Source organism: Nodularia spumigena CCY9414, assembly GCF_000340565.2.
Lineage (GTDB): Bacteria > Cyanobacteriota > Cyanobacteriia > Cyanobacteriales > Nostocaceae > Nodularia > Nodularia spumigena.
Window position 1 is genome coordinate 1,290,371 of record NZ_CP007203.1, and the last position, 22,714, is coordinate 1,313,084.

Annotated in this window: 19 protein-coding genes; 5 read left to right on the top strand and 14 right to left on the bottom strand. The window is 40.7% G+C overall.

Going from position 1 to position 22,714, the window contains the following annotated elements:
* Nucleotides 1-63 precede the first annotated feature (63 nt).
* The 8 genes from NSP_RS05680 to glyA all read right to left on the bottom strand — a co-directional run bounded on the left by NSP_RS05680 (nt 64) and on the right by glyA (nt 11,426).
* Nucleotides 64-1,311 (bottom strand): competence/damage-inducible protein A, encoded by a 1,248-nt coding sequence (locus tag NSP_RS05680; protein WP_017803881.1) that lies wholly within the window; start codon nt 1,309-1,311, stop codon nt 64-66.
* A 753-nt stretch (nt 1,312-2,064) separates the two neighbouring features.
* Nucleotides 2,065-5,034, bottom strand: coding sequence for a type I restriction endonuclease subunit R (locus tag NSP_RS05685; RefSeq protein ID WP_017803883.1), 2,970 nt, complete (start codon nt 5,032-5,034; stop codon nt 2,065-2,067).
* A gap of 167 nt (nt 5,035-5,201) precedes the next feature.
* On the bottom strand, nt 5,202-5,471 hold the full coding sequence (locus NSP_RS05690) for a type II toxin-antitoxin system RelE family toxin (protein WP_017803884.1): 270 nt from the start codon (nt 5,469-5,471) through the stop codon (nt 5,202-5,204).
* Nucleotides 5,468-5,686: a hypothetical protein gene (locus NSP_RS05695; RefSeq protein WP_017803885.1), complete on the bottom strand. Its 219-nt coding sequence runs from the start codon at nt 5,684-5,686 to the stop codon at nt 5,468-5,470. Before NSP_RS05695 ends, NSP_RS05690 begins: the two co-directional genes overlap by 4 nt.
* 72 nt (nt 5,687-5,758) lie before the next feature.
* A complete protein-coding gene (locus NSP_RS05700) occupies nt 5,759-7,072 on the bottom strand; it encodes a restriction endonuclease subunit S (RefSeq protein ID WP_006198995.1) in 1,314 nt (437 codons plus the stop codon).
* A 325-nt stretch (nt 7,073-7,397) separates the two neighbouring features.
* Complete coding sequence (locus NSP_RS05705; protein ID WP_006198996.1) at nt 7,398-9,125, bottom strand: HsdM family class I SAM-dependent methyltransferase; 1,728 nt, start codon at nt 9,123-9,125, stop codon at nt 7,398-7,400.
* Between the two features lie 391 nt (nt 9,126-9,516).
* Nucleotides 9,517-9,843: a type I restriction-modification system subunit M N-terminal domain-containing protein gene (locus NSP_RS05710; protein ID WP_006198997.1), complete on the bottom strand. Its 327-nt coding sequence runs from the start codon at nt 9,841-9,843 to the stop codon at nt 9,517-9,519.
* 299 nt (nt 9,844-10,142) lie between these two features.
* Nucleotides 10,143-11,426 carry a serine hydroxymethyltransferase gene (glyA, locus tag NSP_RS05715; protein ID WP_006198998.1) on the bottom strand — a complete coding sequence of 428 codons (1,284 nt, stop codon included), beginning with the start codon at nt 11,424-11,426 and terminating at the stop codon, nt 10,143-10,145.
* A 396-nt stretch (nt 11,427-11,822) separates the two neighbouring features.
* On the opposite strand from glyA, the gene NSP_RS05720 reads away from it, so the two are divergent.
* Together NSP_RS05720 and NSP_RS05725 are read left to right on the top strand one after the other, a co-directional pair.
* Nucleotides 11,823-12,020, top strand: a complete 198-nt coding sequence (locus tag NSP_RS05720; protein WP_006198999.1) for a hypothetical protein — start codon at nt 11,823-11,825, stop codon at nt 12,018-12,020.
* Between the two features lie 80 nt (nt 12,021-12,100).
* A complete protein-coding gene (locus NSP_RS05725) occupies nt 12,101-12,577 on the top strand; it encodes a Tic20 family protein (RefSeq protein ID WP_006199000.1) in 477 nt (158 codons plus the stop codon).
* A gap of 3 nt (nt 12,578-12,580) precedes the next feature.
* Here NSP_RS05725 and NSP_RS05730 read toward each other — a convergent pair whose 3' ends face one another.
* Entirely contained in the window at nt 12,581-13,354 is a 774-nt protein-coding gene (locus tag NSP_RS05730; RefSeq protein WP_006199001.1) for a fumarylacetoacetate hydrolase family protein, read from the bottom strand.
* Between the two features lie 327 nt (nt 13,355-13,681).
* Between NSP_RS05730 and rpsF the strand changes: the two genes are divergently transcribed.
* A complete protein-coding gene (rpsF, locus tag NSP_RS05735; RefSeq protein ID WP_006199002.1) occupies nt 13,682-14,023 on the top strand; it encodes a 30S ribosomal protein S6 in 342 nt (113 codons plus the stop codon).
* Nucleotides 14,024-14,233: 210 nt separating this feature from the next.
* Entirely contained in the window at nt 14,234-14,800 is a 567-nt protein-coding gene (locus NSP_RS05740) for an Npun_F5560 family protein (RefSeq protein WP_006199003.1), read from the top strand.
* Between the two features lie 164 nt (nt 14,801-14,964).
* On the opposite strand, the gene NSP_RS05745 is transcribed toward NSP_RS05740, so the two are convergent.
* The 3 genes from NSP_RS05745 to NSP_RS05755 all read right to left on the bottom strand — a co-directional run bounded on the left by NSP_RS05745 (nt 14,965) and on the right by NSP_RS05755 (nt 17,398).
* Nucleotides 14,965-16,233: an RNA-guided endonuclease InsQ/TnpB family protein gene (locus NSP_RS05745; RefSeq protein WP_006194805.1), complete on the bottom strand. Its 1,269-nt coding sequence runs from the start codon at nt 16,231-16,233 to the stop codon at nt 14,965-14,967.
* A complete protein-coding gene (gene tnpA, locus NSP_RS05750; RefSeq protein ID WP_006194806.1) occupies nt 16,226-16,624 on the bottom strand; it encodes an IS200/IS605 family transposase in 399 nt (132 codons plus the stop codon). The genes NSP_RS05745 and tnpA overlap by 8 nt, the downstream gene beginning before the upstream one ends.
* A gap of 423 nt (nt 16,625-17,047) precedes the next feature.
* A complete protein-coding gene (locus tag NSP_RS05755) occupies nt 17,048-17,398 on the bottom strand; it encodes an STAS domain-containing protein (protein ID WP_006199289.1) in 351 nt (116 codons plus the stop codon).
* Between the two features lie 905 nt (nt 17,399-18,303).
* On the opposite strand from NSP_RS05755, the gene NSP_RS05760 reads away from it, so the two are divergent.
* On the top strand, nt 18,304-18,933 hold the full coding sequence (locus NSP_RS05760) for a DedA family protein (RefSeq protein ID WP_006196822.1): 630 nt from the start codon (nt 18,304-18,306) through the stop codon (nt 18,931-18,933).
* Between the two features lie 139 nt (nt 18,934-19,072).
* Here the strand turns inward: NSP_RS05760 and NSP_RS05765 are convergent, their stop codons facing one another.
* Both NSP_RS05765 and NSP_RS05770 read right to left on the bottom strand, forming a co-directional pair.
* Complete coding sequence (locus NSP_RS05765) at nt 19,073-20,275, bottom strand: argininosuccinate synthase (protein ID WP_006196823.1); 1,203 nt, start codon at nt 20,273-20,275, stop codon at nt 19,073-19,075.
* 66 nt (nt 20,276-20,341) lie between these two features.
* Nucleotides 20,342-22,687, bottom strand: a complete 2,346-nt coding sequence (locus NSP_RS05770; protein ID WP_231859541.1) for a hypothetical protein — start codon at nt 22,685-22,687, stop codon at nt 20,342-20,344.
* Between the last annotated feature and the right edge of the window lie 27 nt (nt 22,688-22,714).

A 22,714-nucleotide genomic window follows, 5' to 3' on the forward strand; every position in this document is an offset into this window, starting at 1 on the left:
TTAGTAAGGAGAGGGGGTGGGGGTGAGGTTCTGTATTTTATTAAATCCGCTAATGACAAATGACTACTGAATTAATTTGCGTCGCAGCAAATCCAAAGCCGTATTAGCACTCACATAACGAATTAAATCACGTCCCCGCATTGCGCCAAAGCGATATTCAAAACTAGCAACTTCATTTTTGGGACTGGCTAAACCGATGTAAACTAAACCCACCGGCTTTGTCTGAGTTCCCCCAGATGGACCAGCAATACCAGTAATACTTAAACCCCAAGACGTGGAAAGGCGGGTTTTTACCCCCATCGCCATTTGTTCTGCAACAGTACCACTCACCGCCCCAAATTTATCTAAATCCTCTGGGTTAACTCCCAGTAACCCCACCTTCACCGAATTATCATAAGAAATTACCCCACCCCAAAAGTAATCAGAACTACCAGAAATATCCGTTAACATTTGTCCCAAACCACCACCAGTACAGGACTCGGCTACTGATAGCGTTTCCCCTGATAAACGCAACAAATCACCAACTACAGAAACCAAAGTTTCATTATCAGCCCCGTAATAATCTAAGCCAGCAATATCTTTTAGCTGTTTCTCCACAGGTGAAATTAAAGCCTCAGCAGCAGCTTCTGAATTAGCCTTCGCAGAAATTCGTAATCTGACTTCACCTTTACCTGCATAAGGGGCGACAGTGGGATTAGGTAAATTAAAATAGGGCGCAACTTTTTCTGCTAAAGCCGATTCACCAATACCCCAAAACCTTAAACTCCGACTGTAAATAATCTCCTTTCCCCAGCCTTGGTTTTTCAGATAAGGGACTGCTGTATCTGTCCACATCCTGTGCATTTCTGAGGGGACACCGGGAAAGGTAAAAATCGTGATTTCGGGGCGCGGTTGCCAAATAATCCCCGGTGCTGTCCCAGTGGGATTTGGTAAAATATCTGCACCTTGGGGAATTAATGCTTGTTTGCGGTTACTGGGGGACATAACCCGACCACGTTGGGCGAATTTCTGAGTTATATCTTCGATAATTTCTGGACGTTCTATTAAAGGAACGCCAAAAAAATCTGCTATGGTTTCGCAGGTGAGGTCGTCGGGTGTGGGACCAAGACCACCAGTAAAAATAAGAATTTGCGCTCTTGATATAGCAATTTCTATAACTTGCTTTAATCGTTCTGGGTTATCGCCTACGACTGTTTGATAATAGTGCGGTATCCCTAGTTGGGCTAATTGTTGGGCTAAATATTGCGAGTTACTGTTGAGGATATCCCCTAGTAAGAGTTCTGTACCAACACAAATAATTTCTGCACTCATTGAGATGAAAGGGAAGGGAGAAAGGGCTGTATTTTACAGTAACCCGATTTTGGTCTATTTACCTGAAAATACTTGTAAAAATGTGAATTTAATCAAAGAAAGAACCTCACCCCCAGCCCCTCTCCTTACTAAGGAGAGGGGAGATTTGAATGCAGGTTTAAAGCCTCGGTTTTGATGTTATGGGAATCCGATTTGATTATTGAACAAATCTCAGTATATGTAGGGTGTGTTATGGCTTTAGCCTAACGCACCGTCTTCTGGGTGTTGGTGTTGTACTCTTAGGAATGTGAGTTTAATAAAGGAAAGAACCTCACCCCCAGCCCCTCTCCTTACTAAGGAGAGGGGAGATTTGAATGCAGGTTTAAAGCCTCGGTTTTGATGTTATGGGAATCCGATTTGATTATTGAACAAATCTCAGTATATGTAGGGTGTGTTATGGCTTTAGCCTAACGCACCGTCTTCTGGGTGTTGGTGCGGTACTCTTAGGAATGTGAGTTTAATAAAGGAAAGAACCTCACCCCCAGCCCCTCTCCTTACTAAGGAGAGGGGAGGTTGGAATGCAGGTTTAAAGCCTCGGTTTTGATGTTACAGAAATCCGATTTGATTATTGAAAAAATCTAAGTATATGTAGGGTGTGTTATGGCTTTAGCCTAACGCACCGTCTTCTGGGTATTGGTGCGGTACTCTCCTCGATAACACACCCTACGTGTATTTCATAAACCAAATATGAGTCCTATATTTAATTGCTATTCTTTATCCCTCAAATTGTTGGGGATTTTCTAGATTAATCTGGGCTAGTAATTGCATGATTGTGGCATCAAAAACACGTTTAAATTCTGGGTCGGAAGCGTAACGTTTGTATAAGTCGAGTTCACGTTTACGTTCTTTGTTGATGGCTTGTTTAATGAATTCTTCTAAGGCTAAACGGCGATTTTGTTCGTCTGGGTTGTTGACAATTTGGGTTTTATAGTCGGGATTTTCTATTACGTGTTGGGCGATGTTAATGAATTTTACTCGTTGTTCTTCGGGTGTTACATCCCAGTCTGTGAAAAAGCGATTGTTAAAAGCGGCGATGATTTCATCTAGCGGGTCTTGTTGTGGTGCTTCACTGTGGTATCCCCGGATATTTGAGTTTTGTGGGTCTATTTCTGATGGAGAATTATCAAGTTTTATGCTATAATTTAGTTTGGTTCTTTCTATGGCGTAGGTGGAAAGGTCTACACTTTCTAAAAGTTGATCAAGTTGGTCTTGCTCAGGATTTTTTACCGCTAGTTTGGGAATGAGGAATTTTAGGAACCAATACTGCATTTCCCATTGCAGATTATTATAGGGAATCATGCAGGCTACTTGTCCATAAATTTTGACGAACTGTTTTGCTTTAATTTTAAAGTCTATTTTACTGGCTGCTTCTAGTTCTAATTCTGAGCTAAAACGCGCGACAGCAATATCAATCAGAGGGCTGAGTTTTTCGGCTTCGACGTTATTAAAAAATAATTCGTTAAATTTCTCAATTTCTGACCATTCATAAACTCCCACTTCGTCTAATGCTTCTTTCAGGTCATGGAGAACATTAATATCTGTGGGTTCGCTTAATGATGTGGCGGTGTAGAAGGGGTCAAAGGCGGTTTGAATATCGCTGACTGTGTTGTTAAAGTCTAAAATAAATGTGTCTTGTTTCCCCATTTTGGCGTTACAGCGATTTAGGCGTGATAGGGTTTGGACTGCTGTGACTGATTGTAATTTTTTATCCACATACATGGTATGTAATAAAGGTTCATCAAAGCCGGTGAGAAATTTATTGGCGACGACTAATATTTTATAATCGGGTTTTTTGAACTCGTCAGAAATATCTTTACTGGGGAATTGATTAATGATTTCTTCGGTGTATTCAATTCCGTCTATGGTCTTTTTACCGGAAAAGGCGATAATGGCTTTAAAGGGGACTTTCGCCTGTGTTAATAAATCGCGGATGGCGAAAAAATAACGAATTGCTGCTTCAATATTGCGGGTGACAACCATTGCTTTTCCTTCACCTTTGAGCTTTTTGGGTTGCCACACTTGTGTGATAAAATGGTTAACTATAATCTCGGCTTTGGTGCTGATGGTTTGTTTATTTCCTTCGACGTAAGCGCGCAGCTTTTTTTGGGCTTGGGTAGTATTAAAGTCGGGATTATCTTGAATAGATTTTTTAATTTCGTAATAGCTTTTATATGTGGTATAATTGGCTAAGACATCTAATATAAAGCCTTCTTCTATGGCTTGTTTCATTGAATAAAGATGAAATGGTGTAAATTTGCCCTCTGGGTTTGGTTGACCAAATTTTTCTAGGGTGGCGTTTTTGGGTGTGGCGGTAAAGGCAAAATAAGAAGCGTTTTTACTCAGTTTGCGCCCATCCATTGCTTTGAGAATTTTATCTTGTAAATCTTCTTCGTCTTCTTCTTCGGCTTTACCAAGGGCTATATTTAAATTATCTGCGGCTTTTCCGCTTTGGGATGAGTGGGCTTCGTCGATAATTACAGCGAAGGTGTTTTTACTCAAGTCTTCAATACCTTCTATGATGAAGGGAAATTTTTGAATTGTCGTAATGATGATTTTTTTACCGTTCTCTAAGGCGGTTTTTAAGTCTTTGGAATTTGTGGCGTGGGCGACTATGTTTTTAACTTGGGAAAAGTCTTTGATATTGTCTTTGAGTTGTTTATCTAGGATGCGTCTATCTGTGACAACTACGACGGAATCAAATAGGGGACTGTCTGCGTTTTGGGCGTAGAGTTCTATTAATTGATATGTTATCCAAGTGATGGAGTTGGATTTTCCTGAACCTGCGGAATGTTGAATCAGATATGTTTGTCCAGTACCGTTTATTTTTGCGTGAGTTAATAGTTGGCGGACTACATCTAGTTGGTGATAGCGGGGAAAAAATAGGGTTTTTTCAATTAGGGATGTTTTGCTGTCGCTGGGAATGAGAATGGCGAAGTGTTCAATGATGTTGGTGAAACTGGGACGGGTAAGAATGGTTTCCCACAGGTATGCAGATTTATGTCCTTTGGGGTTGGGTGGGTTTCCTTTTCCGAAGTTAAAACCTTTGTTGAAGGGGAGAAAGTAGGTTTTTTCTCGGTCTAATTTTGTTGTCATCCACACTTCATCTGTGTCAATTGCGAAGTGAACTAGACAACGCGCAAATTGGAAGAGTGGTTCTTGGGGGTTGCGGTTTTCCCGGTATTGTTTTTTGGCGTGGTAAACTGTTTGGTTTGTCCAGGGGTTTTTTAATTCTATGGTGGCGATCGCACATCCGTTGATAAATAGTACTATATCTATGGATAATGCTGTATCTTTTTGGGAATAATGTACTTGACGGGTAATTGAAAAGATGTTTTTTTGAAAGTTTTCTGTTACAGCTTGGTTTGTGTCGTTGTATGGTTGGCTGTAAAGTAAGGTGAGATGGGCGTTATCTATGGATAATCCTTTTTTGAGGACTGAGAGGATACCATCTTTTTTTATTTTGCGATCGCACCGTTCTAAAATCAAGTTTTTCCAGTTGGGTCGGTCTTGAAGTTTGGCTAGTTCTTCTGGTTGGGTGGTTTCTAAGAAGCGCCAGAATTTTTCTTCGTCTATGGCTATTTTTCGGTTAAAGTCTGCGGGGTTTCCTTTTTCATAGTCAGCGCCTTCAATGAGTGCAGTTTCTATACAGGTTTCTAAGGCTGACTCGTTGGTTTTGCTGACCATAGGAAATTCATGATATTTTTTACACTGGCTTTTTTATCATACCTATTTTATTACGATTTAGGGGATAAACGAACCACAGAGGCGCAGAGGACACAGAGTCATGAGAGTTTAAGTATTTGTAGGTTGGGTAGAACGAAGTGAAACCCAACATTTAGGCGACTGTTTTATTACATCTGAGATAGTAGCTTGTCATATTCTGTATGTGTTCCTAGCCAAAACCAAATAATTTTATCTCCCTCTAACTGTCCAACGGCTCTATAGCTTTTGCTGACTCTTGCAGAATAAATAGGTAATTCAGGATGCACTTTTTTGAAACGTAAACTGGGATGGTTTGGGTTTTGTTTAAATTGGCGATATGCTTCGCGGGTTTGCTCCCGAACGTTTTCCGGTAACTTACCAAAAGTTTGGCGAAACTGAGAAGTGATATAAGAATTCACAATGTATCTGGATTTAATTCTTGAGTTTTACCTGCGCGATGTTCCGCCATTGCTTGAGTTGCTAGTGTAGCTAGTGCATCTGGAGAACGGGAAAAGGCTTCATCCCATTGCTGTTCTTCTTCCAGTTCTTCTAAAATTATCGCAGCTATGGCATTTTGTTCATTAGCCGGTAAGCTTTTGAGTTTGATAATGGCTTGTTCGAGTAATTCTGTCATGGTGAATAATTCTCTTTTGTCTGGGGAGTGGGTTTTATTTAGGCGATACCCTTGTTAATAGGTTATCAAACATTATTCATGCGCTGCTGTTTCCCGTACATCTATTTTCCCGGTGACTGCTTCTGATATTAAGGTGGTGCGGTATTCTTTTATTAGTTCTATTTCTTTTTCTATTGTGGTTATGGCTTTATCTATTGTAGTTAATTCTTTATCAATATTTCTGACAATTGCTAGTTGTTCATCATTAGGAGGTAAAATTATGGGTAACTCAGCAAATCCTGCCTGATTTACATAAGCTAGAGTTGTTGCATTGGCTATTTGCTCGAAGTAACTCTTAGATATACCAATTAAATACCTCAAATAGTAAGGATTAATTTTGATGGGTATGTATGCTTGTAATTGTTGATTGATAATAACTTGTAGGGTATTTACTGAAGATAAACCAAAGTTTCCTACACAACTAGCAATAACAGAACCTTCAGGTAATAATTTTGAACCTGCATTCATTGCGTCAATTTCACTAACAAGATAACCAAAAGTAGACTTTGATATGGAAGGTGAAGTAATATCTTCCATTGTTATCCAAGGAAATCCAATATTAAGGTTAAGGTTTGGTTTATTTCTTTGGGGTACAAAAACATAACTAATGTGCTTTGCTCGTGTCACCTCCCAATGGGCTGGAATATCACCTAACCACTCAATACCAGAAGGTTTCATAGGTGCATGGGGGTTGAGTCCCTTGGTAACAGCACGGTTAATGATGGCGGTTTTCTGTTCTTTGAGTAATTCTATCAGCCGTTGTTTGTTGCTGATGAACTTGTCTATCTCTTCTAATTTGCTATCAAGGAAGCAAGCGATCTTTTTTTGTTCGTATAGCGGTGGGAAAGTTATTTTTATTTGCCTTAAATGTGTTGGTCCATAATGTTGAATTGTCGTCCCTGTTTTGAGCAACTCAATTTGAGTAAAAAATAATTCTGAAGCAACTATTATTTTTATAAATTCTCTACAAATATTTGAATTAGCTGGTTTAAGCCGAATAATTCCTGTATATGCAATAGAACCCTCTGCTTTTTTGTCAACTATTGAAACTAATCCAGTAGATGCAGAGCAACTAATCAGAATGTCATCTTCATTTAACTTAAAATGTTTCCAAGTCTTTTCGACTTTTTGGGGTTCTAAATAATTACATCTTTCTAAATCTACAAAACCCGGTTTCAAATTATGAATGCGTAATAAAGGGACACCATAATCTTTGAAATCAGCCGCCATTATTCCGGGTCCTTCTTGAAAATTAATGAAGTTAGAAAATCTCACTATTTCCCAATGTTCAGGAATATCCCCCAACCAATCAATTCCCGAATCTTTATAATGTGGATAACGCTTCACCCTTCAACCTCCGCACCCAGAAAGTAATGTAAAAAGCCTGTTGTATATCCTTGCAAAACCTGTCACCGCTTATACTTGCTCATCAAAAAACACATATCATAGCCCCCTCCTCGCTTGCGGGGCTACGTTGTACACATATCTTGGTAAATCAAGCACAAACCCTGAATTTACCCCCCTTAATCCCCCCTTGGAAAGGGGGGAAACCGGAAAATCTAGTTCCCTCCCCTTTGCAAGGGGAGGGTTAGGGTGGGGTAATGCGAGGACTGGTAGTGATTCGATCACTTGTGTGTACACCGTAGCTTTACAAGGCGGAGTTAGAGGGGGTTCAAACCCCAATAACCGCTTTTAAAACCCCTTCCGTCTCAGCTTCCAAAGCCAAAATATCCGCCGCAATATCAGCCAAACTCCGCAAAGGCTGAAACTTGTAAAAATATTTAGTAAAAGAAATCTCATAACCCCGTACCGTCTTCTCAAAATCTATCCAAGCATCAGGGACATGGGGTAAAACTTCCCTGTTAAAATACTCCTGAATATCTTCCTTTAAAGGCACATTCTCAGTATCGCGCAACTCAGAATCAGACTCATAAACTACCCCCGCCTTCGTTTTCTTCTTAATTACAGCTTCCGCCGTTTCATCCTTTTCTGTAAAAGTATCATAAACCAACTTCAAATCCTTAGCCGCTAACTTAAATCCTTCCGCCTTCAAAGCTTTTTCTAACTTCTGTTTAACCAAATTAAAATCTTGATAAACCTCATCCCCAAATAAATCCTTTAATATCCCCAAAACCGGATATAATTTATCATCAGCTAAACTGCCAAACTGCTCTACTCGTTCTGGTGTGACTTGAAAACTTAACCTTAAAGGACGCTCCACAGTAATTTTATGATAACCAAAATCTTGATTATCAAAAATCTTTGATTCTGCTGTTTCCTCAAACCTTAAAAACGTTTCCGTTATTTGCTGAATATTTTCAGGCGTTAACTCACAATTCTTCTTACCTAAATTCTTTCTTAACTTGCCATACCATTCAGTACCATCAATTAATTGTACCTTGCCTCTACGCTTTTCCGGTTTCCGGTTAGAAAGCACCCAAATATAAGTAGCAATACCCGTGTTATAAAACATATTCAAAGGTAAACCCACAATACATTCTAACCAGTCATTTTCAATAATCCACCGCCGAATATTACTTTCGCCGCTTCCCGCATCCCCAGTAAACAAAGCCGAACCATTATGAATAGAAGCAATACGGCTACCCAAAGGACTTTGATTTAGGGGTTTCATTTTCCCCACCATATCCATTAAAAACAGCAATTGACCATCAGAAGAACGGGGAATTGCTGGTAATGTTTCTAATTGTCCCTGAAAGTTTTGCAGTTCAACCTGAAAGCGAGGATCTAAAACTTCTTTACCATCTAAAATATATTTTTGGTCAGATTTATAAGATTTACCATAAGGCGGATTTGATAACATAAAATCAAACCGCATTTCCCCAAAATCATCCGTCGCTAAAGTAGAACCAAACTTAATGTTTTCTGGGTCATTCCCCTTAATCATCATATCTGATTTACAAATAGCATAGGTTTCGCCGTTGACTTCTTTCCCATACAAATACACCTTAGACTGAGAATTAATTTCTCCTTCTGCTGCTTCGATAAAACCTTGAGATTCTGTCAGCATTCCCCCGGAACCGCAAGCCCCATCATAAACCGTAATTACTGGCGGAATTTCATCTTTAATGGGAATAAATAATAAATGAATCATCAACTTAATAACTTCGCGGGGGGTGAAGTGTTCCCCGGCTTCTTCGTTATTTTCTTCGTTAAACTTGCGGATTAATTCTTCAAATACATAACCCATTCCCAGGTTACTCAGCCCAGGTAATGTCTCTCCCTTGCTGTCTACAATCTCATGGGGACTCAGGTTAATGTCTGTGGAAGTAAATTTCTCTAAAACATCGTGTAAAACATCAGCCTCCACCATGCGCCGAATTTGGTTACGCAGTTCAAATTTGCTGATAATTTCTTTAACGTTGTCGCTAAACCCATCCAAATAAGCTTTAAAATTTGCCTCTAAAATTTGGCGATTATTAGCAGCAGTTTTGACCGAAAAACGAGACGCAAGCCCCTGACTTTAGGCATGGGGAGAAGGCGGTAGGAACTTTTAAGTTCCGTCAAACGATTGCGTGGCTTTAGCCACAGTGTTAAAATAGATTAGCGAGAAAACAAGTAGGAATAACCTTCAGCGCCTTGAAATATCCTAGTACGGAGCAATCCCGGCAACGGACATATCCGACTCGATTCGGAATAGTTAAAGGGCAAATAAGGGCAGGATATGGAGCGTTCATCTTTAAAATATGAAGGACTCAGAAAGTATGCGCGAATGAGAGCAAAAGCTCTTTGAGTGAGTAGAGGGATACTTGAATGTCCCGTTGTCGCCTTTTTCAGGTGGGCAAGAATCCCCCGGCTTTAGACGTGGGGAGGTTCAATAATTTCTTTAATGTCCACTCAGAAACATTATAAAATACATAACCCGAAGCTTCTTGTAAACCCGACGGGTCAAGCACCTCAAATTTGGCTTCTTCCCGTTGAAAGCGCACCTCTTCCAGGACATCTGCTTTAGTTGATTCCAGCAAACAATCTAGCCGCCGCAAAACAAACATAGGCAGAATCACATCCCGGTATTTGCCTCTAACGTAGACATCCCGCAGACAATCATCAGCAATTGACCAAATAAAGGAAACGATTTTGTTTTGCAGTGATAAATCCATCTAGGGTGAGGTTGTATAGGGAAAAACCATTATATATTGTATGACTTTTTACCGCTTTTTTCTCATCTGGACTTTTCACGTTATGTGGAAAACCTAACCCCCTAACCCCCTTCCCTACCAGGGAAGGGGGAAAATTTAAAGCCTCTCTCCTTGCAGGGGAGAGGTTTGGAGAGGGGTTTTACACATAACGAGTAGAAGGCGGGCAAGATGCCCACCCCACAAGAGTTTAATCTAATTGAAATATGCAAACTCGATGTTTTTCAGCGTTGATCACTGATAACTGTTCACTGTTCACTGATTTAAGCTAAGGCTGGTACGGGAATTTGGAGATGTGGGTACAAGGGGAAGCGATCGCACAATGCCGCTACCCGTTGCCGACAATCTTGTGCTACTGTCTCAGAATCAGGCGACAGCAGTCTGTCAGCGATAATATTCCCAATCTCGGTAAATTCTGTTACACCCATGCCCCGTGTCGTCATGGCTGGAGAACCTAACCTCAAACCACTGGTAACAAATGGTGATTGCGGATCAAAGGGAACTGTATTTTTGTTAGCGGTAATATTCACTCCACTCACCAGTTGATCGGCTTGCTTTCCGGTAAGTCCAATGTTCTGTAAATCTACTAACATCAAATGATTGTCTGTACCATTTGACACCAGCTTTAAACCACGGTTTTGCAGTTGACTTGCCAAAGCACGAGCATTTTCAATTACTTGCGCTGAATAGTCTTTAAAATCTGGCTTCAGTGCTTCTCCAAAAGCCACTGCTTTCCCGGCAATTACGTGTTCTAAGGGACCGCCTTGAGTGCCAGGGAAAACGGATTTATCGAACTTTTTACCTAATTCGGCATCGCGGGTCAAAATCAACCCACCACGAGGGCCACGGAGGGTTTTATGAGTTGTGGTGGTGACGACATCACAGTAAGGAAGGGGGTTAGGATGCAGACCGCTAGCCACTAAACCAGCGATATGGGCAATATCCGCCAGCAAGTAAGCGCCGATTTCATCAGCAATACTACGGAACTTTTCAAAATCAATTACACGAGGATAAGCAGAATATCCACAAATTAAGAGCTTGGGACGCTCCCTCAGCGCCTGCTCCCGAATTTGTTCGTAGTCTAGCTGTTCTGTTTCTTTGCTGACACCGTAATGGCAAACTTGGAACCATTTACCCGAAACATTTACAGGTGAACCGTGGGTGAGGTGTCCGCCATGTGACAAATCCATCCCCATGATTTTGTCACCGGGTTGCAGTAATGTCAGGAAAACTGCAAAATTTGCCTGAGCGCCGGAATGGGGTTGAACATTCGCATGAGCTGCACCAAATAGCTGTTTAGCTCGGTCGATGGCGATTTGCTCGATTTGATCGACAAATTCACAACCGCCATAGTAACGTTTACCTGGTAATCCTTCGGCGTATTTATTGGTTAATGCGGAACCTTGGGCTGCTAGGACAGCAGCTGAGGTAAAGTTTTCACTAGCAATTAACTCTAGGTGGTCGCGTTGACGCTGTAGTTCTTGGTTAATTAACTCCGCGATCGCGGGATCGGAGTTCGCCAAAAATTCGGAATTCGTTCTAGTCACTTACATTTATCCTTGGTGAAAATTTGCACAACTGTCAATAGGGGCTGGTATAGCAGCTCCGTCAAAAGTTTTTCACTGCTGACTACTAACGTTGTCAAGTTTTTTCCTGAATCTTAAATTTTACACTTTGATTGGATACTGTGGCATATCTCTACTCAAAGCGAGAGTCTGTGTTTTTGTATGATTTGTTACGAAAAATGCCATATTTTCGATACAGAACATAAAATAAATGAAAGTTTACTAGGGATTTTTTCTAACTACCCTCGTATTTACCTACAGCATCTGAAGAAGCTCGCTGGAATTTAGGCGATCGCTGACCATAATCACTTTAATGCGGCTTCAGGCGCAATTTTAAAACCTATAAAGATAGTAATCAAAATTTACAGGAGGGATGGGATGTTAGTCATTTTAATGGATAATCAAATCCTTGCTCCCACGCAAGTTTGCCAATCTTGTTTACTTGCTGACGGTAGCGGTCAACCCCGTTGGCGTGGGGGTCAACTGCGATGCGGTCAAGCAATTCGCCAACTAACTGCACAGCAGCCAGCGCAGTATCAATGTCTGATGGGTTTCCGAATTGCCGATATAGAATAATCGGATTTGTCAGCAAGATAAAGCAACTGCGTTATCCTAGGCTCAAGAAGTCTTACATTTTAGCCATAGGAGAACGCACAATGACTTGGCGCGGGTCTACAACGGTTTCCGACCGGATTTTTGCTTGTTTACCTTATTTGCTACCCCTGATTGAAGGCCTAGCCTTTGGTAGATATTTGTTTGCACAGTTTCCATTACTAGCGTTGCTGTTTCTCCCTTTGAGTCCCATACAGGGAATTTATGCCAGTATCCCTTTTGCCAGCCTGATTATTTTCTTTGCCTTATTATTTTTAGTGGTGAGAAACGAAAAAATTAGTCACTTCATTCGTTTCAACACTATGCAGGCTATTCTTTTGGACATTGCTTTATTTTTGTGTTTCATAGTGCTGGAAGTTTTAGGTTCAATTCCTGGTGTTGACTTTGCTTTAGAAACCATCTCCAACACCATTTTTATCGGCATAGTGGCAGCAGTGGTATATTCTGTTGCTCAATCTCTGTTTGGGCGTTATGCAGAAATTCCGGCAATTTCAGATGCAGTACATATGCAAGTGCGCTAAGAGTTAACGCCTAGTTACTTTGTTTTCTAGGCGACCAATGCCTTCAATTTCGATCCGGATGCGATCGCCTATGTGTAACTGCCCAACACCCAATGGTGTACCAGTTAGCACCACGTCTCCTGGTAGTAGTGTCATCACCTGACTAATGTAGGACACTAGCACATCAGGGGGAAACACCATCTGATCAATACAGGCAGATTGCACAGGGATAGGATCGTCATTCAAAAAGGTCTGTAATCTCGCCCCAGGATTCAATTCTCGGACAATCCAAGGGCCTAAAGGACAAAAAGTATCAAAACCTTTGGCGCGAGTCCATTGGCTATCTTTTTGTTGTAAATCCCGCGCCGTGACATCGTTAGCGATGGTATAGCCCCAAATTTTGGTTTGGGCTTCCTCTATTGTGCAGTCACAAGTGCGATCGCCAATCACCAGTGCTAACTCACCTTCGTAATCTACCCGTTGCGACTGGGGCGGATACTTAATTTCTGTTTCCGTGGGAATGATTGATGTCGGCGGCTTGAGAAATATTAATGGTTCAGTTGGTACTGTAGTTCCCATTTCTTGAGCATGATCTGCATAATTCTTACCCACCGCCACAACTTTTGAGGGCGCACAGGGGGTAAGAATTTGGTAATTGTCGGCTTCTAGAATTAAATCTGTGGGTTGCCCTTGTAACCAAGGTGGAGCATCTAGCACCTGCACATTCAGGGATAGTTGTAGCAATCCATAGTAAATCTTGCCTTCTAGATTTTGAACTCGCACATAGCGCTGCGCCATAACCTTGATGATTATCCTTTTGTCTGCGATTAAAAGCTGTTAGCGGGTAGCTATCTTTAGTCTGTGGTAGGCCTGAGCCTCAGACTGATAACTACAGTCTCAATTTGGGAAGTATACCTGTACTACCCCTTTAGCTCAGTAGATAGCTTCAAAGGCAGCTTTTTGTTAAAGAGGCGAATTTTGCGGATTTAGCTGATGATTTAAATTGAAAACTGGTAAGATTATAGTTCCTTGTTGCTTAGATGTTGATTATTCATAGTATTTTTTATAATACTTCCGTATAAAATCACATCAGCAGCCCCTTCGTCCATAAGGTGACTTAAAATCATGTCCACAGTTTACGAAACAATTTACATTCTGCGTCCTGATCTAGGAGAAGAACAGGTAGAGCAAGCAATTGCTAAATATCAGGGACTGCTGACTGAACAAGGCGCTGAAAATATCGAAATTCAAAATCGTGGTAAACGTCGCCTGGCTTATGAAATTAAAAAGCATCGGGATGGCATCTACGTTCAAATGAACTACACTGGCCCAGGAACTGCGATCGCTCCTATGGAACGTGCTATGCGTTTGAGCGAAGAAGTAATTCGCTACTTAACTATTAAGCAGGATATACCAGAAGCAACAGTAGAAGAAGAAGCAGAAGAAACAGTCGCTGTTTCTGCCTAAAAAAAACTTCTGAGTCAGCAAGACTGAGTGTTGAGTTTTTCCAACTCAGTACTCAGTCATCAAAACCGTAAATCTCCAAAAATTTTTACCATTTGCTTATTTCTGGGTTGAGTTGGGAATGCTAAATTAACAAGTACCTGCTAAAGGCAGTACCATCGCAGTTATACCTAAGATTAGACAAGCATTCGTCAATGGGAGCTGTAAGCCACTGTGAGCCAAACTGACACACCCAACATCCAAGCGCTCTCTACCGAAGTATCGCAGCTGCGCCAAGAGTTGCAGCTTCGCGATCAATTAGTGCAGCAGCTATCTCAAGAACTCTTCCGGCTGGTAAAGGGTAATACTAACTTTATGCCCCAGCAGCGCTCTCAACCTGAATTTGATCCGAGTCACTTACAAGCATTGCAAGAACAATTGCAAGCAGTTGAGCAGCAGGTAACTTTCTACCAAGAACAAATTACCACTCGTGATACCGAAATTTACCAACTGCGGCAGTCAGTTCAAGAACTAACAGATCGCAGTCGGATGTTAGAGCAAGTTGTACAAGAATTACCGCAAATTTACCGTCGTAAGTTCGAGGAGCGTATGGCTCCAGTTAGAGAAAAAGTGGCAACATTACAACGAGAAAACCGCAAATTGCAGGCAGAACTGCAAAGTGTAAGTTATCGTTTGGCCATAAAAACCCGCACAGCGAGTCACAGTGGTATTGATTTACCGAATTTTGCCCGCCCAGAAGAATCTGACCGAAAAAATGGGATACAAGCCCCGTCTTTTTAAGATGGCTTTCTGGTAAAATTAAAATAAGTATAGTCGCCATAGGGCATTGGGAGACTTTAAACGAACGTCGAGGGATGGTAAGACTATTTTTATAGGACAACCCAATGAAGCGTTAAGGAATCCTCTCTCCTTCAGAAAGAGGAGGTATTTGATACTCCCCAGCCCTAAAGGGACGGGGATTCTTGAAGAGTCCACAAACGGATCTTCAAAGGCGCTATCAATTCGCCGCTACTGATTCCACTGAGATTAAATCCCAGTTTTACCGCTACTTTTCTTAAAATATTGGCAGCCCCATTCGCATCTGCATTTATTTTTAGTCCGCTAGAAGCCTGATACAAACCACGACTAACTCTTCTTCCTGACGCTTTCCACCCTTCTGGTTTGGAACCAAATACAGGTAGAAAATCGCCATCAACGTAGGATGCTTTAGAAGTGTAAGATTCTTCCGTTTCTATAAACTTGATGCCATATTGCTTACATAATTGGGCAATACGGTCTTTTAATCGTGCAGTAGGTATTTGGACAAATTTCTGATTAGTTTTTGAACCCAGATTTATCTCTTGTCTGTGTCCTTTGTTCCAACCAAATACAATACTACCAATCTGAAATTCTAAACAATGGTTGACTACAATTCTTGCTGCTTTATTTACTGCATCTCTAACTTGTCTGTTACGTTTCTCGGTTATACCACCTAATTGTTTACTCCAGAATCCTTGGGGTTGATTCTTTTTAAGGACTGATACCCGTTTGTTGTACCATTGATTTAAGCTTTTGAGGTGCAATCCATCAACAATAAAGCTAGTGGCTGTATTACTTACACAAGTTAGCCAATTGTTTAAGCCTGGATCTATACCTAGSACTTTCTCAAAGTCTAATTCTACTTTTATTTCTTCAACTGAATAAATAAACTCAGCATAGAAACATCCATTGCGAGGACAAATCCGAATCTCTTTTAGATCAGAATATTTTAAGTTTGACGGCATCGGTAAATAGAAGGCATCTATTCCGAACCATGCTTTAACTTTAGTGCCTAGAGGAAAGCGTAATTGCCCATTCTTCAATTTGACATCTGCGCGAGGGAAAGTAACTAACTTGAGAGCGTTTTTCTTATACCCTGGTAATTTTGGACGCTGCTCAACAGTTCCACCTTTAACGCCTTTGAGCAATCCAATAAACGACCGAAATGACTCAAATACAGTTGTTAAAGTTTGCTGTGCTACGTGGGAATAAAGAGCCTGAAAATGAGCGTTAGATTTCAATAGCCGATGCAACTCAGCTTTGCTCGGTATCTTGCCAGTTTTAAAGAATAACTGGCGAGAATAATATAGTCCACAGTTAGCAAGTTTGTTTGACTGTTCGCAAACAAACTCTAAGATGGCTCTCAATTCTTTGTCTGGACTGATTAAAACTTGTTGGCAACCATAATTAGACATTTTTTTGATTTTCGATGTATTGCTTAATAACTGAAATCGGCGCACCCCCAACAGTTGAAACAAAATAGCTATTTGTCCAAAGTGTTGGTAGCCGACTTTTTAGCCAAGGAAACTCTTGTCTCAAAAACCGAGATGAACGTCCTTTCATATATCGAATTAATTTTGCAATTCCAAATTGAGGATCTACCTCGACTAATATGTGTACATGATCTGGCATTACTTCCATCTCGATAAGTTCGCTCTTGAACTCTGTAGCTACTTCCTGCAAAATAGCTTTAAGGCGAACATCTACACCTTGAACTAAAACTTTCCTCCGATATTTGGGACACCAGACAACATGGTATTTACAAGAGTAGGTAATATTGTTGTTTGATTTGTATTTTTGGATCATTCCGTAATTATACAGCTTTGAGCTAAATAACAATTTAAAGATTATATGAAGCTGGTTCTATATATCTTTTTAATGCGGCTAAAGCCGCACCCGACTTATCCCCATGTCTGAAGCCAGGGGCTTGCGTCTCGTTTTTCGGTCAAAAAAATCATATTTCTACTGTGCAGAATGCCTGATAGCCATTGGAAATTTTACGGGTAGATATAGTTACATTTGATACTCTATATGCTCCTCACATTCCTCCTACAGCACTTTGCTATAAAATCCATAAATTAGCTCATTTTGGCATAATATCGGCAATTATTCCCAAAAATAAACCACTTCCCTCTGCGGAAGTGGTCAGTTCTGGCAAACTTTAGTAGCAATCTCAGATTTTTACTTGGTGCTTGTTAGGTAGCAATTGATTATCTGGAAATTAGTAAATTAGCTTGCTAGGGCTAAATTTTTCTCATTGGTGTGGGTGAAAATATCCTCGTAAGTACCGAAGATTTCAAACACTGAGTCCAGTTGTGTGAGTTCCAAAATTAATCTTACCGGAGCTTGCACGTTGCACAAAACTAGACGACAACCACATTCACGAGCAGATGTTAGTCCATTGATTAACGGGACTAATCCTGAACTGTCCATGAAATCAACTTCTGACAGATCAATAACCCAGAGTTGATCAGGCTTGGGTGTCACCTCAAGCATCTGTTCGCTAAAAGTCATTCCACCCTGCAAGTCTATACTGCCCAGAGGCTTGAATAAAATCACTTTATCTTGTGAGATAGTCATAATTTAACTAAATATTTGGAACACGTAACAGAACAGAAAATTGGCATCAATACTGATTCAGTGTCAACGGCAAAATTACTGTTTAATTTTGAGATTTAAGAATTTACAGCCCTGGGGTTGAGACAATTGACTCCAGTAATTATGTCGTATAGTTTATGTTAACTTTCCTAAATATAGGCATAATGCCTTGACAATTTCGGTATCAATCGTATCTTTTATCAGAATTTTTATATTTAACCAGGATTTTCATAAATTTTTTATAAAAAATACTTGCTCAAGTGGCATCAAATATGCATTTGTGGTAATGACCAATGACTAACGAGAAGAGGCAGGGGGAGTGTGGGGAGTGTGGGGAGTGTGGGAGGTGTGGGGAGTGTGGGGAGTGTGGGGAGTGTGGGAGGTGTGGGGAGAAGACCGTAACTTCCCAATGACTAATGACCAATGACCAATGACCAATGACTAATGACCAATGACCAATGACCAATGACCAATGACCAATGACCAATGACCAATGACCAATGACCAATGACACGTAGCGGATTCATTGACAGCCCAGCCATAGAAGAGCAAGTCCTAAGTTGACAATTTCATAAACAAAACTATACTTATATTGACAAAAATCAATATATATTTTAGGAAAAAATCAACTACTTGATATATAATACGGTGATATCAAGTATTGAATTGAGACTATTGCCGACGCGAAAACCAAGCAATGATGGTGGTAGTCTTTTTCAGAAACTTAATTGGAACACAATCGCGTCTGGCTAAGGCGTGAAAGTCTACTGAGGGATAACTGCTCCCATGCTCCCGTTGAAGTAGAAAGTAAAGTCTAGTTTTGTCTAGGTTTTATATAGCAGCCAAGATATATGAAAGGTAAAAAATTGTAAAGGCGGCGGTGCGGGATGTCTCTTGAGCTGATTTCACTAGAAAACATCCAGGAATTTGCCCACCAGTATGGTTACTGGGCAATTTTTTTGGGAATTTTACTAGAAAATTTGGGTATTCCCCTTCCTGGTGAAACCGTGACCTTGGTCGGCGGATTTCTGGCTGGGAGTGAGGAACTAAACTATTGGTTAGTTCTCAGTGATGCCGTTGCAGGTGCTGTAATTGGTGGTGCTTGCGGTTATTGGATTGGTAAAATTGGCGGTTGGCCTTTCCTGGTACAAATAGGTAAACTCTTTCGGATTTCCGATGAGCGGTTGTTGAATATTAAAAATCAATTTAGTGAAAATGCTACTAAAGCTGTATTTTTTGGGCGATTTTTCGCATTATTGCGAATTTTTGCAGCGCCACTAGCTGGTATAGCTGAAATGCCTTTCAGAAAATTCTTTTTGTACAACTTAGCAGGAGCAACCACTTGGGCTAGTGTGATGGTAACGTTAGCTTTCTTTGCTGGCAAAGTTGTCTCCCTAGAACAACTAGTTGCTTGGGTGAGTCAATTTGCGATCGCCGCTTTACTTATCCTTGTGGCCTTGATTGCTATACCCATCTGGTTAGAGTCCCGCCAAGTCAAACGAGCCGCAGGAGAGTAGGAAGAAGCAGGGGAGCAGGGTGCAGGGTGCAGGGGAGAAGAAGCAGGGGAGCAGGGTGCAGGGGAGAAGTTTTTTCCCAATCCCTACTCCCTATTCTCCACTCCCTACTCTCCACTCCCTACTCTCCACTCCCTACTCCCTAACTTCTACCTTGCTGCGCCCAAATGCGAGTGGGTAAACCCCAAACGTAAATAAAGCCTTCAGCAGCTTTGTGGTCAAATTGGTCTTCAGAACCATAAGTTGCCAAATCTGGGCTATAGAGAGAATGGTCACTCCAACGCCCAACCACAGTAGCGTTACCTTTAAAAAGTTTTACTCGGACAGTTCCCAAAACACGTTCTTGTGTCTTTTGAATAAAAGCATCTAGTGCGCTTTTGAGTGGACTGTACCACAGACCGTTATAAACAATTTGGGTGTAAGTCTCTTCAATACCTCGTTTGTAGTGACTAACATCTGCTGTCAAAGTCAGGCTTTCTAAATCTCGGTGTGCCTGAATTAGCACTAACATAGCGGGTGATTCGTAGATTTCCCTAGATTTTATCCCTACTAAGCGGTTTTCAATCATGTCGATCCGCCCAATCCCGTGATTTCCCACCACCTGATTGAGTTGTTCAATTAGCTCCACGGGGTTTTTAGGTGTACCGTTGAGGGTGGTAGGAATACCGCGTGTAAAACCAATTTCAATGTACTCTGGTTCATTAGGCGTATCAGCGATCGCCTTAGTCATTTCATAGATTTCTTCTAGTGGCTCAACGGCTGGATCTTCCAGTACACCAGCTTCAATACTACGACCAAGTAAATTTTTATCAATACTGTAGGGAGAAGATTTTTTCACTGGGGAAGGGATACCACATTGCTCACCATAAGCGATAGTTTCCTCACGACTCATCCCCCATTCTCTCGCCGGTGCAAGTATCTTCAAATTGGGATTAAGAGCAGCACAAGCCACATCAAAGCGAACCTGATCATTACCCTTACCTGTGCAACCGTGAGCGATCGCATCAGCACCATATTTATCAGCAGCTTCTACTAATATCTTAGCAATTAACGGACGAGCCAAAGCTGTCCCCAAAGGATAGCGATTTTCATAAAGAGCATTTGCTTGAATCGCCGCAAAAGCATAATCTTTCACAAAACTGTCTTTAACGTCAACCACTAAAGACTCACTCGCACCCGATTTCAGCGCTTTTTCTCGGATTGGCTCTAATTCATCTCCCTGACCTAAATCTGCTGCGAGGGTAATCACCTCTTCTACACCCCACTCATTTTTCAGGTAGGGAATACAAACAGAGGTATCCACCCCCCCAGAATATGCCAAGACAACCTTTTTAGCGCGACCCATTGGTTTCTCCAGTTAGAAAAACAAAGAATGAGTCATCATTATAAGATATGTAGGTTGAAAACCATCTCAAAAATTACCCCTCAAAAACACAGTAAATATATTCTCGTTAATTTTCAATTCATTATCAGCCCTATCTCTACCATAGTCGTACTCATTATTTCTCCAAGATAGGTTGAGTGTAGGACTATTTTGATTTTTGCCCAGTCTCAATCGCGCTCCAGCACCATAGACAGAACGAGCAGCATTTTCATTAATCAGATTATAGTATCCTGATAATGAAAAACTCTTGCTAAATTGAATACCAACACTTGTTACCAGAGTATTCTTAATTGCATCGGGTAAAACATCCCCAAAATAGTTAGTTAAACCAAACCAAACATTACCTAAATTTGCTCTAGCTCTGACTGTAATTGAGTTCACAAAGTCATTAGGGCGAGTTTCTCTATCCAAAGCATAATTAACTCCAGTGGATAGCACTAAATTACTATTCCCACTCAAAGATATCCGTTTACCAACACTACCTGTTACTTGACTGTAATAATCAACATCTGGATTAACATAGCCAATCACACCTCCAGAAAAAGTCCATCCATTGGCAGTATTTTTCGTAAAATCTACGCCACCATAAGCTTTAATTTCTTCTGCACCTATCACACCTGTATAATATCTCAAAGCTTCCTGCGTCCCTGTGATATTTCCTGTAAAACTCAGATGTGGAGCATATTCGGTTTCTTCTCTATATCTGTTAGATGTAACATTATTTACTTCTTGATTGAGAATTGTAACGTAAACCTGAGTGTAATAATCTTGTAAATTAGCTGTAGAAAAAATTTCATTATTAATATTAGAAACAAAACTCAAATTAGATGCAAATCCCCCTTCTTCACCCCCAGAAGATAAAACTGTCTGAGGGCTAACTTCTTCAAAACGAGTAATAAGATTAGACCTGCGTTTAATAATAGGTGATGCACCCAACCAAATACTATTGAATGTCGCAGCAGGTACTTGTTTCAAATTTGTCGCTTTTGGCGGGACACTCTGCGCTCTAGCAACTCCCCCATGATAAGCAGTTAAACTATTAGCAGGAAGTCTGACATTATTAGCAGCTAAAAACAAATTGTTGTTGACATTTGGGTTGACTCGATTTTCTGAACTAGAAATATTAGGTAAAATATCAGGTAACAAAGTATATCCCAGTTGCAAAGCTGTATTTAGTAAAGTATTATCATCATTTAAAATGAAGCTAAACCCCCGGACTGTCCTACCCATTACAGCTTCACGGTCATTCACCTTCACAATCTGTCTAATTCTAGAATAAATAGCTGTGGGTGTATTTTCTATCTCTTCTCTTCTGGTAATAGAAAGTTGATCTCCCGTGCTATTCCCAACAAATGAACCTGTATTGGGTAAAAACAAGTCTATACCAATTTCTTGACCATTCGCCCCAGATTGAAAACCCGGTTGGCGAATTGCTGCTAGTGTTTCTGGTTCTACCACATCACCTACATTTGCAGTTTGCAAAATCCGATTTGGTGTCTGGGTATCAGGGTTGATATCAGCAGATTTTAACCCAGGAGTATATGTGCATATTTGATTGGGGTTAGCACCAGGTAATATACATGAAGCTGTAATACTTAATTGGAGTTCTGTACCCAATACAGTCCGGGGTTCTTTGAGATTTACAGTAATTTCTCTCTTTTGTCTCACCGTTTGCAGTTGCAAATATTCTCCTGTTTGCTCTACAGTGAAAATATTATTGGTTGTCAAATTCTCTTGGACTTGTCCGTTAAGCTTGACCAGTCCGTTAATATCAAAAGTAGTATTTTGGTTATTACCAAATCTGGAACCTACACTAAGTTCTCTTTGAGTCAAATGATTAATTAACACACCATTCATGGGGATGGTAGTTGTGCGGGGATGAATTTTTTTCTCATCAGCAACTCTAGGGGTAATAATATATTCTTGTTCAGCTTCGGGTGGTTTTTTTGTTGGTGATTTTTGGTCAATTTCCAATTCATCAACTCTAGGTTGTGGAACTGGTGGAGGGTCTTGTGGATCTAGTTCTTGGCGATTAGAATTAGATTCTGCTTGACTCATCCTATTGGGAGGACAAGATTTAACTGGAAAATTAGTGTTTGCTAAATCTGTGACTTTGGTGAATTCTGTTTGTCCAGCATTGGGGGGAGGACAAGATGGAAACTGGGAATTAGTGTTTGCTAAATCTGTTACTTGTGGTAATTGCTTCTGGGAACCTGACACAAGCCTCAAATATTCCAAATTAGTAATTAATACAGAAGCATCTTCTGAGGTTGCAGATATCTCAGCACCAGCCGTTTTACCAAAGAATATTGTGATTGAACTAAATAATAATACAAATACCAGTTTGGAGCTTTTTTGCAACGAAATCATCATAAACATTTATAACAGACCAGCAATTAA

Coding starts and splice junctions, on each gene's coding strand:
- tnpA (WP_006194806.1), bottom strand. CDS start 16,624: ATGATCCAAAAATACAAATCAAACAACAATATTACCTACTCTTGTAAA.
- NSP_RS05685 (WP_017803883.1), bottom strand. CDS start 5,034: ATGGTCAGCAAAACCAACGAGTCAGCCTTAGAAACCTGTATAGAAACT.
- NSP_RS05765 (WP_006196823.1), bottom strand. CDS start 20,275: ATGGGTCGCGCTAAAAAGGTTGTCTTGGCATATTCTGGGGGGGTGGAT.
- NSP_RS05695 (WP_017803885.1), bottom strand. CDS start 5,686: ATGACAGAATTACTCGAACAAGCCATTATCAAACTCAAAAGCTTACCG.
- NSP_RS05760 (WP_006196822.1), top strand. CDS start 18,304: ATGTCTCTTGAGCTGATTTCACTAGAAAACATCCAGGAATTTGCCCAC.
- NSP_RS05730 (WP_006199001.1), bottom strand. CDS start 13,354: ATGGCGCAGCGCTATGTGCGAGTTCAAAATCTAGAAGGCAAGATTTAC.
- NSP_RS05755 (WP_006199289.1), bottom strand. CDS start 17,398: ATGACTATCTCACAAGATAAAGTGATTTTATTCAAGCCTCTGGGCAGT.
- NSP_RS05710 (WP_006198997.1), bottom strand. CDS start 9,843: ATGGATTTATCACTGCAAAACAAAATCGTTTCCTTTATTTGGTCAATT.
- NSP_RS05680 (WP_017803881.1), bottom strand. CDS start 1,311: ATGAGTGCAGAAATTATTTGTGTTGGTACAGAACTCTTACTAGGGGAT.
- NSP_RS05770 (WP_231859541.1), bottom strand. CDS start 22,687: ATGATGATTTCGTTGCAAAAAAGCTCCAAACTGGTATTTGTATTATTA.
- NSP_RS05725 (WP_006199000.1), top strand. CDS start 12,101: ATGACTTGGCGCGGGTCTACAACGGTTTCCGACCGGATTTTTGCTTGT.
- NSP_RS05720 (WP_006198999.1), top strand. CDS start 11,823: ATGTTAGTCATTTTAATGGATAATCAAATCCTTGCTCCCACGCAAGTT.
- rpsF (WP_006199002.1), top strand. CDS start 13,682: ATGTCCACAGTTTACGAAACAATTTACATTCTGCGTCCTGATCTAGGA.